The 15,585-nt window shown below is 64.3% G+C and carries 14 protein-coding genes; 2 read left to right on the top strand and 12 right to left on the bottom strand.

Going from position 1 to position 15,585, the window contains the following annotated elements:
- Window positions 1-11: 11 nt before the first annotated feature.
- The 12 genes from ACPQ6D_RS13870 to ACPQ6D_RS13815 form a co-directional block, all read right to left on the bottom strand.
- Complete coding sequence (locus tag ACPQ6D_RS13870; protein ID WP_423224930.1) at window positions 12-1,286, bottom strand: polysaccharide deacetylase family protein; 1,275 nt, start codon at window positions 1,284-1,286, stop codon at window positions 12-14.
- 54 nt (window positions 1,287-1,340) lie between these two features.
- A complete protein-coding gene (locus tag ACPQ6D_RS13865) occupies window positions 1,341-2,543 on the bottom strand; it encodes a hypothetical protein (protein ID WP_423224929.1) in 1,203 nt (400 codons plus the stop codon).
- A gap of 86 nt (window positions 2,544-2,629) precedes the next feature.
- Window positions 2,630-3,055, bottom strand: a complete 426-nt coding sequence (locus tag ACPQ6D_RS13860; RefSeq protein WP_423224928.1) for a toxin-antitoxin system TumE family protein — start codon at window positions 3,053-3,055, stop codon at window positions 2,630-2,632.
- Window positions 3,030-3,323: a hypothetical protein gene (locus tag ACPQ6D_RS13855; protein WP_423224927.1), complete on the bottom strand. Its 294-nt coding sequence runs from the start codon at window positions 3,321-3,323 to the stop codon at window positions 3,030-3,032. Before ACPQ6D_RS13855 ends, ACPQ6D_RS13860 begins: the two co-directional genes overlap by 26 nt.
- Before the next feature lie 263 nt (window positions 3,324-3,586).
- Entirely contained in the window at window positions 3,587-4,051 is a 465-nt protein-coding gene (gene pssE / locus ACPQ6D_RS13850; protein ID WP_423224926.1) for a PssE/Cps14G family polysaccharide biosynthesis glycosyltransferase, read from the bottom strand.
- Window positions 4,048-4,554 carry a PssD/Cps14F family polysaccharide biosynthesis glycosyltransferase gene (gene pssD / locus ACPQ6D_RS13845; RefSeq protein WP_423224925.1) on the bottom strand — a complete coding sequence of 169 codons (507 nt, stop codon included), beginning with the start codon at window positions 4,552-4,554 and terminating at the stop codon, window positions 4,048-4,050. Before pssD ends, pssE begins: the two co-directional genes overlap by 4 nt.
- Complete coding sequence (locus ACPQ6D_RS13840; RefSeq protein ID WP_423224924.1) at window positions 4,551-5,489, bottom strand: glycosyltransferase; 939 nt, start codon at window positions 5,487-5,489, stop codon at window positions 4,551-4,553. The genes pssD and ACPQ6D_RS13840 overlap by 4 nt, the downstream gene beginning before the upstream one ends.
- A 153-nt stretch (window positions 5,490-5,642) precedes the next feature.
- Complete coding sequence (locus ACPQ6D_RS13835; protein ID WP_423224923.1) at window positions 5,643-6,791, bottom strand: glycosyltransferase family 4 protein; 1,149 nt, start codon at window positions 6,789-6,791, stop codon at window positions 5,643-5,645.
- A complete protein-coding gene (locus ACPQ6D_RS13830; RefSeq protein ID WP_423224922.1) occupies window positions 6,788-7,966 on the bottom strand; it encodes a glycosyltransferase family 4 protein in 1,179 nt (392 codons plus the stop codon). Before ACPQ6D_RS13830 ends, ACPQ6D_RS13835 begins: the two co-directional genes overlap by 4 nt.
- Window positions 7,959-9,410, bottom strand: a complete 1,452-nt coding sequence (locus tag ACPQ6D_RS13825; protein WP_423224921.1) for an O-antigen ligase family protein — start codon at window positions 9,408-9,410, stop codon at window positions 7,959-7,961. The genes ACPQ6D_RS13830 and ACPQ6D_RS13825 overlap by 8 nt, the downstream gene beginning before the upstream one ends.
- A 2-nt stretch (window positions 9,411-9,412) precedes the next feature.
- Entirely contained in the window at window positions 9,413-10,699 is a 1,287-nt protein-coding gene (locus tag ACPQ6D_RS13820) for a glycosyltransferase family 4 protein (RefSeq protein WP_423224920.1), read from the bottom strand.
- Complete coding sequence (locus tag ACPQ6D_RS13815; protein ID WP_423224919.1) at window positions 10,696-11,994, bottom strand: GumC domain-containing protein; 1,299 nt, start codon at window positions 11,992-11,994, stop codon at window positions 10,696-10,698. Before ACPQ6D_RS13815 ends, ACPQ6D_RS13820 begins: the two co-directional genes overlap by 4 nt.
- A gap of 544 nt (window positions 11,995-12,538) precedes the next feature.
- On the opposite strand from ACPQ6D_RS13815, the gene ACPQ6D_RS13810 reads away from it, so the two are divergent.
- Both ACPQ6D_RS13810 and ACPQ6D_RS13805 read left to right on the top strand, forming a co-directional pair.
- Entirely contained in the window at window positions 12,539-14,623 is a 2,085-nt protein-coding gene (locus tag ACPQ6D_RS13810) for a ligand-binding sensor domain-containing protein (RefSeq protein WP_423224918.1), read from the top strand.
- Window positions 14,616-15,575 carry a hypothetical protein gene (locus tag ACPQ6D_RS13805; RefSeq protein WP_423224917.1) on the top strand — a complete coding sequence of 320 codons (960 nt, stop codon included), beginning with the start codon at window positions 14,616-14,618 and terminating at the stop codon, window positions 15,573-15,575. Before ACPQ6D_RS13810 ends, ACPQ6D_RS13805 begins: the two co-directional genes overlap by 8 nt.
- Window positions 15,576-15,585: the final 10 nt, after the last annotated feature.

Raw genomic sequence — 15,585 nt, 5'->3', positions numbered from 1 at the left:
GCCTGGCCCCATCAGCCCTCGGACAAACGCCACAGGTAATCCCAAAGCGTGAGCGAATCAATATCCCCGCTGATCACCAGGGCGCTGCGGGCCGCGGCCGGCCAGCGGCTGAAACGGAGCAGCGGCGCGCTGGGCGCCTCAACCATCTGAATCGCCTGGCGCGCCTGCGCGGCCAGGTCAAAGCTGGCCCAATCGAAGTAAACCGGGTAACGCGCGCGCTCTGGGCTGATTTCCACCACATAGCCTTGCTGGCGCAAGAAGCCGAGCAGCTCCTGGCTGCTGTCGGGCGCCACGCCGACGAAGGGCCGCAACTCACTGCGCACGACAAAGGATGCGGCGGTCACATCGGTCACGTGCGGCCAGCTTGAGATCATGTGCGGATCGTGGATGGTTTCTGCGCTCGTTTCGATGGTCAACGGCCCTTGCGCCAGCATGCGCGCGGCGGCTGGCGCTTTGACATTGATTTCCCAGCAACCGGCAGCCAGACCTTGCAGGTGAATCTGGCACTGCGGGCGAATTTTCCACCATTCCGACACCTCGGCCAGCGTCGTGATCCAAACGGCCGGCTGTAAAGCCCGCGCGGCGGTCAACACGCTGTCCAACGCCGGCGCGAGCGCGAGCCCGCGCTCTGGATGCAACTGCAGGACCAGGAGCTCGCCGGCTTGATGGCTGGCCTGCAGCATCGCGCGCCAGATCGGCGCAATGTCGGCCGCCGCCAGGCCCAGCCGATCCATCAGCATCTCGTCATCAGGCAGCGAAACTGGAATCTCAACCAGTCCTTCGGGCAGCAGATAGGGCAAAACCGGAGCGCGCGCCGCATCCAGCGGGCGATAGAAATCGAGCACCGTCTGGATCACCGGCGCGGCCGCTTGCGCCGGCGACAGGACCGGCCACAGGGCGCAGGTGCTGCTGTCGTAGGTAAAGCCGTGGGCAAACAAGAGGCGAAGCAGCTCGCGGTTCCAGCGCAGGTAAGGCGCCCGAAAGCCGACCGCGGGGACGTGATTTTGTGCAAAGGCATGGCGCGCACGGACTACCTGATCACGCTGCGCGGCCGGCGGCTGCAGGCTCAAGTCAACGTGGTGATAGCTGTGGACGGCCACTTCGATCCCGTGCGCGGCCAGGCGCTGGAGAGGCAGCGGATGGCGCGCCAGGGCCACTCCCGTGGTCGGGAAACTGGCGGACGCGCCATGCCGCGTCAAGACCTCGACGATCGCACCGAGCGCGTCCACAAAACGCCCAGGAGTCAGTCCCAGGCGCGCCAGCAGCATGGCAAAGCGCCGCGGCACGTGCCAGAGGCCTTTGGAACGGAGCAGATGAGAGAGTACGCCAGCGTCCAACGGTCAGATTACCCAGAAACTAGAATGGATGGCGAGGGCAGCGGGGGTCAAGGTTGGGGGCCGGCGTGTGCGCGCGACCAGCAGACACGCCAGTGTGGCGCACAACGTGGCGCCCAGGGACAAAGTAGTCGTCAGCCACGGCGCGGGGAGCGGGTAACGTCCGATCAGATGCTGGAAACTGGCAGCAAAGCCAGCGCCGACGAGCAACCAGCGCAGGCCACCCGACGCCGTCAACCGCAGGTTCTCGATGATGGCGGCGATGAGCAGGTAAAAAACGATGAAGGCCGGGGCCATCAGGCGCTCGTTGTCATAGCCAAAAAAGGCGCTGACCAGAATGAGCGTCAGGTAGACGAGTAGATAGCGCTGGCCGCGGAAGAAGGCCCGGGTATGACGCCAGAAAACCAGGGGCAGCAGACTGACGGGCAAGAACGAGTTCAACAGCAGGCGGAACCAGGTCTCTGGCGCTAACAGCTTGGGCGCGGAACGCGCAAGCTGGTCTGCAAGGCTCAGGCCGCCCGTGTGGCCCACCAGCAGGCGCAGCGCGCCAAAGACGACGATGCCCGGCAGCGAGGCCAACAGCAAGGCCCGCGCGTGCTGTCCCAGCAGGCGGCGCTCGATCAAATAGGCCAGGGCCACAGGCAGCATCACCAGGGCCGTTTCACGCGTCGCCGCGCCCAGGGTCAGGATCAGCGCGAACAACGGCCAGCGCTGATGCATGAGCGCCCACAGCAGAATGACCAGGAAAATCAACGACAGCACGTCATTGAGCGCGAAGAAGTCCCAGACATTGAACCCGAAGAGGTGCTTGTTGAAGACGAAGAGCAGCGTCGCCAGCAGCGCGGCCGGCGGGGTGAGCGGCCAGGCCAGAAGAAAGAAGTAAGTCAGGACGACTAACAGCAGCGCCGCGGTCACGGTCAACAGATAATAGGCCGTCGCGTCGGGCAGCGGTAACAGACCGGCCAGGTAAGGTCCCAACAAGCGGTAGGCGAAGGGTTGCTGTACGCTGTTGGTGATCTGCGGCGCCGCGGCCGTGATCTGGCGGTAGTGGTACAAGTCCCAGCGGGCATACGGCTCTGTCGTGTAGGGAATTTGCCCATACAAGAAGATCATGCCCGCGGTGACCAGGATCAGAAGCAGTAGATGGCGAGACGGCCGCGCTTGCCAGTTGACGGTATTCATGTGCAAGGGATTATAGTCAGCAAGCAAGATCGGTCAAACACATCACTGGATGCTCCCTTGCCAAGCGTATCGGATCGGGAGTTGTGCAGGGTCAATCACATTGGAGAGGGCAATCACGCGTGCTCGATAAGAGTCTCGACTTCTCGAATAATTTGAAGCAAATTTGGTGCCATGAAACTTAGGCCAGGAGCTGGAACCCGGTGATGCTTGATGTCCGGTGGGATATGCTTGTGATGTGGATGCGTACTCGCGAGCGTTGAGTCGCCAGGGTGTGCCTGCGAATCATACCAGTATAGCTTCTCGTTATTGCGCCAGGCTTCATATCCGTACTGCTCGATCATGAGTGGACCATTATCAAACGTCAAACGCTCCCTGATAACGATGCGGTACCCACCTGCAAAAGCGATCTCGCCCGCCAGGGTTGCCATGCGTGCGCCGCGCCTTGCGATGATCAACGTTGAGTAGATCACCGTTGCAACATCATGAGGGAGGCGATAGACAAACTCTTCGTAATCATGCAGGGATTGGAAGGGGTTCACGACGTGCCGTCCGCTTGATGAGGTCAGAGAGAGCAGTTTGTTTTTTCAAGGCCAAAATGATCTGTTGGTACTGAGCACGTCTGCGCAACCAGATCTGGTAGGAGCCAGCCCAGTCAGCCCAGTCCAATACCCAGGCGTCGTCATCTGGTTCTTCACCACTTGCGTACGATTCGTAAAATGTATCAGACAAGACGCCGTACTTACGTTCGTACATCAACAAGTCTTCCTCGACAGCGTGGATGTCCTGCAAGATATCGTTGAGTGTCATGGTTCAAATTGCCCTTTGTGGCTTGTCGTTATCGTGATGCTCTCACCCTTTGATTGTAGCACAACCGACCTGTTGCCGCAATGTGGCACCAGGTGGAACTTCCAAATGTAAACGATCTTCTTGATCGCAGAGATGTTGCCAATTGGTGGCTAATTTGCCGTTTCTTTGTGTTCACCAACCCCCGTCTGCGTTCCTTGGGGTCGAGCGTGCGTTGCATTTTGGATGGCTGGGTGCGAGAATGGGGGGGGATGATCATCTCTAGCCTAGCGCCGGCCATTGAGTACAAAATCAATGATGATCTCAGCGATCTGCCCTGGTTCTTCTTGGTAGGGAAGCAACGATGTGGTGCTTGCCTGCGCAATGGCATCGGCTAAATGGTGCATGTCCTGGCACCAGACCAGGTGTCCGCGTGAGGCCATCGCGCGCAGCAGGTCATCCTGGTGGTCGTCGTAGCGGTCGTGGTTGCTGACGCCCACCAGGCGCTTGCCCATACGCAGCACTTCGGTGACGACGCCGATGCCGCCATGTGACACGATTACGTCTGCCTGGTCGAAATACGGCTCCAGCGAAGGAGCAAAGCGGAAGTATTCGGCGTGCTGCGGCACATACGCGCCATGCCCGATTTGCAGCAGCACTTTTTGCCCGGCCGCGGCCAACTGCGGGGCCAGCTCATCCATGGCCTGAATCAAGGCATTGAAATCACCTGCGCCCACCGTGACAAAGATCATACCAGCCGTCCTGCGTAAATTGCCTGCGGATAATCGTCCAGCAGTTCGGGCCACTGCACAAAAAAGAGGTGCGCCAGGCGCTTCATCAGGCGACCGGTCAACGACAGGCGGGTGACACGCGCCCCACACTCGATGAAGATGACGCGCGCGCCGAACAGCCTGGCCCACAGCGCCACGGGCACCGCTACAGCCGGACCTGATGTGACCACCGCATGGGGACGCGCGCGCAGGATGACAAAGAAGGATTGCACCAGCGCCAGCAGGCTGCGCAGAATCTCCTGCCACATGGCGTACGATTTGTAGCGTGTGCGGTTGACCCAGTAGATCGCGCCGGGGATGCGGATACGCTGCGCAGACACGTTGTCTTCACGGGTAATCAGGTACTGGTAAGTGAACGGCGCCTCGCGCGCAGCCAGCATGTCCACCAGGCGTAAAATTTCTGCTGTATGCCCGCCTTGGCCCAAAATCACTAACACGCGGCGTGCGCCATCAGGCTGATTCATCGCAACACCTCACGATAGACAGCAAGCACCTGGCGCGCGGCGCCATCGCCAGACAAATGACGGATGCGCTCACGACCGTCGGTGCGCCCGCCGAACGCCAGGGCCTGCGCCAAGCGGTCGGCCACGCTCTCGACCGTCGGCGCGCACAGATAGCAGCCGGCCGTCTCGCCAATCACCTGCGCCACGTCGCCCACGTCGGTGGCGACGATAGGCAAATTGCAGGCCATCGCCTCTTTGATGACCATGGGCGAGCCTTCATAGCTGGAGGTCAGGCCAAGCACGTCCGCGGCCTGCATGAACAAAGGCATCCGTTCATGCGGCTGACCGCTGGCGATCACCAGGTCAACCGGCTCCCCCGCGGCTTGCAGACGCGCCACCGCGCCGGCCAACAAATGCACCTGCTTCTCTGGCCGCGGCTCGCCGACGAAGACGACCAGCTTACGCTCGGCCGGCATGCCCAGGCGCGCACGCGCGGCGGTTTGCTCGCCTGGCGTGAAAAGGTCGAGATCAATGCCGCAGGGAATGACCGATACGTGCGGCAGGTTCATGTGCAGATCATCGAGCACCCGCGGGGAAGTGACGATGACCCAGTCGGACAGCCGCGCGATCCAGCGTGAGAGGGGAGGCGTCCAGCCCACAGCCACTTCGCTGCCGTGCAGCGTCAGCACCAGCGGCCAGCGCGCCTGGCAGCGCGCCAGCACACCGCTGAACACATAATGCGCATGCACCACGTCATAACGGCGGCGCGTCAGGCTGCGCCCAAACACGCCGGCCATGCCGGTCAGATAATTGAGCGTGCGGCGCTGCCCATCGGCAAAGAAGACATCCATCTCCACGCCCAGTTTGCGCAGCGCCTCCACCTCGTCGTGCACAAAGGTGCCGAAGTGGGGCCGACGGGGCGATGGGTACATGTTGGTCACCAGCAGAACACGCATGACTATGAACGACCTCCTAGCCCGAACAAGCCGGAACCCAATGACTCACACAAAGACACAAAGGCACTGAGACGCAAACCGATTCCTTCGTGTCTTTGCGGCTTTGTGTGAGAAGTCCTTGCTTGCTGTACCAGAGTTTCACTGGCAAGGTACTCAATGCGACCGGTTGGCCGCGTGCAGGTAGAGCGCATGATACCTGGCCGCGACGACGGTCGGCAAGAAACGCGCCTGCGCAACCTGGCGCGCTTGCTGACCGATGGTTTGCCGCAGGTGGTCATCACGCAGGAGCGCCACGGTTCGCTCGGCCAGGGCGGCCGCGTCGTCCACCCGCGTGAGGTAGCCGGTCACGCCGTCGGTCACCAGCGAGGGAATGCCGCCTGCGGTCGTGGCGACCACGGGCCGGCCGGCTGCCATCGCCTCGGCGACCGCCATCGGCACATGATCGTGGCGCGAAGGATGCAAGAGCAGCGCGCTGCGCGCCAGCGCCGCCACCACGTCGGCCGGCGGCACAAGCCCGGCCACTTCGATCACATCCTGCATACCTTGCGCGGCCCGCGCGGCCAACAACTGCGCATGGTATCCACGGTCGGCGATGCTGCCCAGGCAGCGCAGGGTGACATCGGGATAGGTTTCGTGAATCAGGGCGAGCGCGCGGACCAGTGTGAGCTGGCCTTTGAGCGGCGCGATGCTGCCAATGGCAACGAGGCGCCGGCTGGAAGGCGCCGGGGGCAAATCAAAAAACGCAGGCGAGACCGGGTTATCCATGCGATGAATCTGCGCCGCGGTGTGGGGCCGCAGGTAGGCTTCGCCAAACGGGCTGAGGGCCACCACATGCGCGGCGCGGCGTAGGGCCAGCCGTTCCAGGGCCAGGAGCAAGATGAGCGCCAGGCGCTCGTGGGGTGGCGCCGGCTGACGAAGTTCACGCCCGGCCAGGCCGTGTACGGTGTAAATGGTGGGCAGCCCCAGGCGCAGCGCGGCCACGGCGTAGTCTGCCATGTGCGCGTTGACCAGGTCAGGTTGGATGGCGCGCAGCACGCGGCTGACCCGGCCAATGTTCGCAAACAGGTTGGGAATCAAACGCGGCGGCGGACTGGCCAGGGCGTGAAACGTCACGCCCTGCTCGACGAAGGTGGTATCTCGCACCACCTCTGGCCGGGTCGAAATGACATGCAGTTCCAGGTCTGGGAAGGCGCGCAAGGCCTGCACCAGGTTGACCGCAACGCTGTCAATACCGCCAATGACTTCGTCAGGGCTGGCCGGGTAGAAAGTCGCCAACGCGAGGCGTAAACGCAGCGGCGTCATGAGCGCATCACCCGCTGGTAGAGCGCACGCGTCTGCGCGGCCACGGCCGCAGGATGGAAACGCGCCCGCGCGGCGGCCTGACCGGCCCGCCCCAGGCGCTGCGTCAAGGCGGCGTCATCCAGAAGGCGACGCAGATTGGCCGCCAGCGCGTCGGCATCAGCCGCGGGCGAGAGCAAACCCGTTTGTCCATCCTCGATCATATCAGGGACGCCGCCCACAGCCGTGGCGACGACGGGGCAGCCGGCCGCCAGGGCTTCGGCAATCGTGACCGGCGCGGTCTCCTGGTACGCGGCCAGCGCCACGGCCGTGCAGGTCGCCAACTCTTCGCGCAGGGCGACGGCAGGCAGACTGCCCAGGAATTGCACGCGATCTCCCAGTCCATGGGCTTGCACGGCCTGCAAGCAGCGCCGGGCGTAGTCCGGCTCCGCGCCCACCTCGCCGGCCAGGCGCAGCTCGGCCTGACTGTTTACGGCGGCAATCTGGCTGAAGGCCTGAATCAGATCGAGAATGCCTTTACGCGCAATGATGCGCGCGGGGCAGAGAATGGTGGCCGGCGACGGCGCGCGGTGGATGTCAAAGAAGGCGGCGTTCACCGGATTTTCGATTGCGGTGATGCGGGCGCGCTGCGCCAGCCAGGGAAACTCACGCAGTAGATAGGGACTGATGACGATGATGTCACGCGCACGCGCCAGGCAGTAACGCTCGTAGATGCGATCGAAGGTCCAGCGCAGGCGCGTGCCCAGGCCGCCGGACTGCGCGGCCAGGCGCGCCTCTTGGGCCACCACGCCATGCACGGTGACCACGGCTGGCAGGCGGCTGGAGAGCGCCGCGTCCACGTACGCGCCGGAGCCGTGCGCGTGCACCACATCGGGCGCGACCGCGCGGATGGCCCGGCGCAGCCACCACCAATCGGTGCGCAGCAGGAAGAGCCGGCCCAGGCGCTTCTCCGGCACGCGGTGGACGGTGACCTGGCCGTGCTGCTCCCGCGTGATCTGAGCGACGGCCGGGCTGCCGCTCAGCACGTGCACTTCCATGCCCGGCAGCGCGGCCAGCTCGTGCGCCAGGGTCGCCACGACAGCTTCGACGCCGCCGACGATGCGCGTCGGGTCTGCCGGGTACAGGCCTAACAGCGCAACGCGGCCGCGCGCGGCCGCGGGCGCGTGCTGTTCAGACACGAGTGGCTGCATGTTCGGCCATGCCATAGACGGCTCCCATGAAGAAATAGAACATCAGGCTGGTCAACGTGCCGGTCGCGACATCGTAGGTCAGCGACGTGCTGACCATGATGAGCAGAATGGCCCAGCCCCCGATCACCATGCCGCGCTGCGCGCGGCCGTCTGGATCATCCGGCGGCGCGCGGCTCGACTGAGCTCGCCGAAGTCGGCGGCCAAAGCGCCAAAGATCGAACGCGATGACGGCAAAGCTCAGGAGATAAGGAACCAGGGCCAGCAGGCCGCCTGAGGTCAAGACAAAGAGATACGAATTATGGGGCGCGGGGACGTACTTGGCAATGCGCGGCAGAAGCCCCTGGTCCAGCGCCGTCAGGCCAAAGCTGCCGTAGCCGATGCCAAAGACCGGCGACTGGCGCCACAGCGTCAGCGCGACGTTGACATTGTTCAGACGATCGTTGACCGAATCTTCGTCGGCCAGGCGTTCTTTGATGATCGGCTGCTGACTGAGGACCGGCCAGAGCAAGACGCCCACCAGGGCGAGCGCGGCCAGCGCCGGCAGCACGATGCGGCGCAGGCGGCCAAAAAAGAGAGAGGGTGTCAGCACGCCCAGAACCACGCCGGCCCAACTGGCGCGGTTATAGGTGTAGAAGGCTGCGGCGACGAAGGCCAGCAGAAGCAGCACGATCAGCGCCTGGCCGCGGCGGCGCTTCTCGGCCATCAACAGTAGCAGGCCGGCGACCACGCTGAAGGCAAGCGGAATGCCGAAGAAGATCGGATTACCGAGGAGGCTGACCACCCGCCGCAGACCGGTGCCATAAGTGAACTGCACCGTGTCCAGGGCAAAGAGGACGCGGCCGGTGGCCTGTTCTTGCAGGACCAGGAACGCCAGATAGGCGCCAATCACCACAAGGGTGATCTGAACGACGCGCACGGCGCGCCCGGTCTGCACCAGGTTGCGCGCCAGGGCGTAGGCCAAGAACGGCAGCAGGTAGGCGTCGAAAGCGGTCTGCACGCCGGCGCTCGGCCCATAGATCGAAGCCAGACCGCTGAGGACGATGGCAACGCCAAAGACGAAGAGGGTGGCATCGAGCAGGTTCGGGGGCGCCAGACGCCGGCGCCTGGTCGCGGCTTGCGCGGCCAGCAGCACGATCCCCCAACCCGCCGCCAGCCGCGTCAACGCCAGGTCAGGGATAGCCTCGCCCAGGTGGATGTCGAGGTTGAGGAATGGCGTAAACGGCGAGATGGCGATCCAGGCCGCGAGACCAAGCAGCGGGTCGAGCGTGACAAGCAGCAGCGCAAAGGCAGAGGCCACCAGCGCCACGGTCAGCGGCAAGCGCTGCGGATTCCAGAGGGTGAGGCCAAGCGCCAGCCCCAGGACGATCACCAGGGCGACAAGGCCCGCCTGCTCCAGCCAGGGCCGCCAGGTCAGCCAGGGTTTGAGACGCATATTCACGGCCCCACAGAACCCAAAATGTCATTGTACATCGCTTCGACGCCGGCGACATGCTGGGCGAGCGTGTAGTGCGTTTCAACCCGCTGACGGCCGGCGGCGGCCAGCGTCGCGGCCTTCAGCGGATGCTGCCAGAGATCGGTCAAGGCTGCGGCCAGCGCCGCGCTGTCGCCCGGCGGCACGAGCAGTCCGTTGACGCCCGATTCGATGATTTCCACCACGCCGCCGGCCGCGCTGGCGATGACGGGGCGCCGCGCGGCCATGCCTTCGATGACGACGCGGCCAAACGGTTCCGGTTCGATCGCGCAATGGCACAGGACATCGAGCGTGGCCAACACCTGCGGGACATCGTCACGCTGCCCGGCAAAGGTGACACGGTCGCTGATGTTGAGCTGCGCGGCCAACTCGCGCAGCTCATGCTCCAGCCCCGGTTCGGCCACATCGGGCGCGCCCGCGATGAGGAGATGCGCGGTGGGGCATTGCTGCGTCAACGCAGCAAAGGCTGTGAGGGCCACCTGGTGCCCCTTCCACGTGACCAGGCGTCCCAGGCTCCCCACCACGAACGCATCGTGGGCAATGCTTAGTTCCTGGCGCAGCGCGCCGGGACGCAGCGCGGACGGGAAATCATCCAGGTTGACCGCGTTGGGCACCACCAGCCCGCGCCGCGCCTGCGCGCCGGCGCGGCGCTGCTGATCAGCCACCGCCTGTGAGATGTAGATGAATCCGTCCACGCGCCGGGTCAGCCAACGATCGAACCAGGTCAACGGATCAAGGGCGCGCACATGGCATACGATGGGGCGATGCAGCCAGGAAGCGGCCAGAATACCGGCGCGGCTGACCGGCACGATGTCATTGAAATGCACCAGGTCGGGATGCTGCCGCGCCAGCACAGCGCGCAGGCGGCGGGCCTGCGGCAAGATTTCGCGCGCCAAGCGTACGACCATGCCTGCGCTCTGCCACGCGGCCTTGAACGTGGGCGCCTGGCGCAGGCGCGACAGGGCGCCGCTGGAACGCGCCTGTTCGACGAGCGCAGGGTAAGCATCACCCAGGCCCTGGCGCGAGCCGATGGTTTGCACGCCGCCCGCAAAGGCGCCGCTGTCCCGGTAGCGCGTCACAGCCGGATTGGCGGCGTTGAGAATGACGGCCAGCCGATAACACGGCGCCGCGCCATTCTCTGGGCAGCGCCGGGCGGCCAGTCCCTGCGCCAGCAGCTGCAGGCTGATAATCGAGCCGCCGGCGCGCGGCGCCAGGTCCACAAACGCCAAGATGCGTGGAATGGCGCTCACTGCCCACTCGCACGCGAGGGTGGCCGCCGGCCTGCGGGACTATCTTGCCGCGCCGCGCCCAAGAATTCGAGGACAAACGCGAGGACGATGCCGGCCAGGAAGGCCAGCACCGCGCCGACCAATGCCAGGCGAACGGTTTGCGATGGGGTAGGATCGGTCGGAATGCGCGCCGGCTCAATGACCTGCAAGAAACCGGAGTTGAGGCCCTGGCTTTCACGCAGGTGCGCTTCCGCGGCTTTGCCCGCGAGGAAGTCCACCGAATCGGCGGCCTGCTTGACCGCCGCCTCGTGGTTGTCATATTCGGTGTGCAGACCGATCAGGGATGACATCTCGGTTTCGCGCTGCGCAATCATCTGATCGTAGCGGGTCTGACTGGCGCGCGCCTGCTGGATGCGCACGCGTTGTTCGGTCACCAGGTTTTGGTAGCGCAGGGCTTCATCCTGATAGGTGCGCGCCCACTGCAGGCGCGCGTCGGCGCTCAACGAAGCGCTAAAGTTGGGCACCACAGTGGCGCCGGGTGGCGGCGCCGTGGGGGTGGGGCGCGGCGTGCGCGGATTTGGCGTTGGCACAGGGGCCAGGAGAGCCAATGTCTGCGCCTGCGCCTGGTCGGCCGCGGCCTGGTACAGATCGAGGGTGGCTTGCGCCTGCTGCTCATCAATCACCGCCTGGTCGCGATCGAGGCGCAGGCGTCGCAGCTCGCCCTGCAAGGCCTGGATTTCCGTGGGCAGCGATTCGATGGCGTTGGCGAGCTTGAACTTCAGGAACGCGTCTTGCGCGGCGTTCAGCTTTTGGCGCTCGTCGGCCAACTGCGTATCAATGAACTGCGCGCTCTGGTTGACAGGGGAGAGGCGAAACTCGCGATAGGCCAGGAGCGCGTAGTTGACGTAGGTCGTCGCAATCTTTTCCGCCAGGTCTGGTCGCTCCGCGGTGGCGACCACACTGACGAAATCATCCTGTTCCTCGAACGTCATGCGCTCCTGCAGCGTGTCTGCGTCCATCGTCAGCCCCAGGTCGCCGATGGTTTGCCAGGCCACGTTGCGGCCGCGCAGAAACGAGAAGAACTCTTCGCGCGTGTTGATGATCTGTTCACGCCCCGGCAGACTGGAGGAGGGCGCAAAGAGGGTGACGGCTTCAGATTCCACGGCCAGCACCCGCAGGCGCACGCGGGCCTGATAACTGGCGGGCGCGGTGTAACCCAGGTACAAAATCGTGGCCACGGTGACGATGACCAGCAGGCCAATCAGCCAGGCGCGCCGCCGCACCACGTGGATGCTATTCAAGAACTCGTTATTCATCTCATCTCCACCATGCGCAGCCCCTGATGTGACCGGCTGTGCTGCATGGGGTATGTTAGTATCAACTTGACAAGGGTCATGCAAGCGCCGTCATTATAGAAGGGATGCAAGGATGTTGTCAATCCAGGCGCCAAAGCACAGATGAACAACCCGTCACATGCAGAAGATTGGTTGTTCATTCTATTTTCATGTGGATGTGCTAAACTCAGGGGAGAATCCTTGCTCCAGCAAGAGCGCAACCCGTGCTTGCGCCCAGACTGACGGACAGGCGGTAGGAGGATGTGATGGCGCCGCAAAGCCTGTGCCGGTGGTTGATTGTGCTTTTGCTGTCGTCGTTGAGCCGCGCGCGGACCGCACCGATCGGGCGCGCCGCCGTAATGGCGCTCAATAATCCTCATCGTTTGGGCGCGGCGCCCTGCGCGCGATTCCTTCGCTGCGATCCTCAGACACAAACCCACAATTCTTTGCTTCGCCGGCCTGGGCACAGGCTTGAGCCTGCACCCAGGTTCTTGTAGCGCATGGTGTGACAGATGCGGAGGATGGTATGGTTTCCCAATTTCGTGCGATTAGCTTGTTCACTGTATGGTTGATGATTGCGACGCTGGCAGCGCCGGCCGTGCCGGCTGCTGCACCCGCGGCCGCCAACGACTCTACACCCCCTGCGCTGACGACCACTCAGCGTCCCCTGGCCGAGCTGCTGCGACCCGACGGCACGCTCGATTTGACCAGCGGTTTTCGCGGCAGCCTCGATCCCAGCGGCTGGAACTTGAGCGACGAACCCGATGCGGCTCCCCGGTTCGTGCCAGCCGCCGCCCCGGCTGATCCAGGCGACGAATACTGGGCGGCCGGCTTTCATGTGCCGGGCGTGAATGGCGCCGTCAACGCGCTGGCGCTGGACGGGGCTGGCAATCTTTATGCAGGAGGATTATTCACCACAGTTGATGGGGTCAGCGCCAACCGCATCGCCCGCTGGGACGGCGCCACCTGGGCGCCCCTGGGCAGCGGCCTCGACGGGTGCAGCGCCTACACCAACTGTGTCTACGCGTTGGCAGTTGACGGCGCCGGGTATCTTTACGCCGGCGGCGACTTCACCACCGCCGGCGGGGTCAGCGCTAACCGCGTCGCGCGCTGGGATGGCGCGGCCTGGTCGCCCCTGGGCAGCGGCATGAATCACGACGTCTTTGCCCTGGCAATGGACGAGGCTGGCAACCTCTATGCCGGAGGCAACTTCACGACCGCCGGCGGGGCTCCCGCCAAATGCGTCGCCCAATGGAATGGCGCGTACTGGGCGCCGCTGGGTAGTGGTATGAACGAAACGGTCTACGCTCTGGCGGCGGACAGGTCCGGCAATCTTTACGCCGGGGGGCAGTTCACTACAGCTGGCGGGGTCAGCGCCTACTATATTGCCCGTTGGGATGGCACGGTCTGGTCAGCCTTGGGCAGTGGCGTGCATGGGAACGGTACGTACGTCTTCGCCCTGGCCGTGGATGAGGCTGGTTATCTCTATGCCGGGGGCGATTTCATCACCGCCGGCGGGGTCGTTGCCTATAATATCGCCCGCTGGGACGGCGCGGTCTGGTCGGCCCTGGGAAGTGGCATGAATGGCTCCGTTTACGCGCTGGCGGTGGATGGGGCTGGATATGTCTACGCCGGGGGGTGGTTGACTACGGCTGGCGGGGTCAGCGCCAACCACATCGCCCGCTGGGATGGAGCAGTCTGGTCGGCCTTGGGAAGTGGCATGAATGGCGCAGTTTACGCGCTGGTTGTGGACAGCGCCGGACATCTCACTGCCGGGGGGCGGTCCACGGCTAGCGGAGTAGGCGCCCCCTACAACTTTGTCGCCCAGTGGGACGGCACCCATTGGGCAGATCTCAGTCATGGCGGAAACGGTATGAGCCACCCCATCTATGCCCTGGCGGCCGAAAACAGCGATCGCCTCTACGCCGCCGGCTACTTCTTGACGGCGGGTGTGGTCAACGCCCACTATATTGCTCGCTGGGAGGGTGACAGTTGGTCGCCCCTGGGCAGCGGCATGAGTCATCGCGTCAACGCGCTGGTGGTGGATGGCGCCGGACATCTCTATGCCGGGGGCGACTTCAACACGGCTGGCGGGATCAGTGCCAATCATATTGCGTGGTGGGACGGCGCTGCGTGGTCCCCCCTGGGCGCTGGTATGGATGCAAGCGTCCGCGCCCTCGCCGTGGATGATGCAGGCAATGTCTACGCTGGAGGCCAGTTCACCATGGCCGGCGGCGTCAGCGCCAAACATGTTGCACGCTGGAACGGCGTCGCCTGGTCTGCGCTGGGCAGCGGTATGACGGGCTGTCCCACCAACCAGCCATGTGTCGTCAACGCCCTCGTAACGGATGATACGGGCGGGCTGTACGCAGGCGGCTACTTTGTAACCGCTGGCGAGGTCAGCGCGAACTCTATTGCACACTGGAACGGCGCGGCCTGGTCGGCCCTGGGCAGCGGCATTAGTCAAGACGGTTATGTCTATGCCCTGGCGATGGACAGCGCAGTCCCTCATCGCTGGGGGCGAATTCTGGGCGGCCGGTGGGACCAACGCGAACCGGATCGCCCGTTGGGATGGCGCTCGTTGGTCGCGCTTGGGCAGCGGCATGAATAACGCTGTCATTGCGCTGGCGGTGGACAGCGTGGGCCGTCTTTATGCTGGCGGCAACTTCACTACCGCCGGCGGCGTAAACACCAACCACATTGCCCGCTGGGATGGAACTGTTTGGTCGTCCCTGGGCAGCGGCGTCAGCGCATGTCCGCCGTATGCCTGTGTCTCCGCCCTGGCGGTGAATGGCATGGACCATCTGTATGTGGGCGGCAACTTTACCGTGGCCGGGGGCAACCTCTCCTACTACATTGCCAGGTGGGTCGGTGCGTCGCCGGTCCCTACCCCCACGCCAACGCCAACCTGCACGCCAGCGCCATTCTTCGCCTGGCAGGGTGAATCCGAAACCGGCGCACTGGCCGTGCCGATGACCATTGGCGACGATCCAACCGCCTCAGCCTGTCACTTCGTGCACGACACGAACAGCGGCGGCGGCGCGGGAGCGGTCAACATGACCATGTCTGTACCGCGTGCGGGTAGATACTTCCTGTGGGCGCGGGTCATGGGGCTGGACTGGAACCACAACTCGTTCTTGGTTTCGATGAACGGCAGCCCCCATGCGGTGTTCGAGGTGTCAGTGGCCGGCAGCCAGTGGGGTTGGGTGTGGCAGCGAGTACCGGTGAATGACGTGGGTGGGACACTGCTGAACCTGGGCGCCGGCGCGCAGACCGTGCAGTTCGAGCGTCGCGAGCCAGGAGCAAGACTGGATGTGGTGGGGCTGACCAACGACGCGGACTACACGTCGTTCGCAATCACGCCGTGTGGCCCGACGCCGACGGTGACCCCCACACCGACAATGACGCTGACGGCAACCCATACACCGACGGTCACACCGACGCCGACGGTGACGCCCACAGCCACCGCCAGCGCAACGCCGACGGCGACGGCCACCATCACCCCGACCTTGACCCCGACGGCAACGCCGTGGTCGGTGTTCGTGCCGATCATCCGGCGCTGATGAAGGTGGT

It is taken from the genome of Candidatus Amarolinea aalborgensis (genome assembly GCF_900491745.1).
Classification (GTDB): Bacteria; Chloroflexota; Anaerolineae; order SSC4; family Amarolineaceae; genus Amarolinea; species Amarolinea aalborgensis.
The sequence above is the reverse complement of the archived record's forward strand: the minus strand, read 5'-3'. Positions and strand labels throughout refer to the sequence as shown.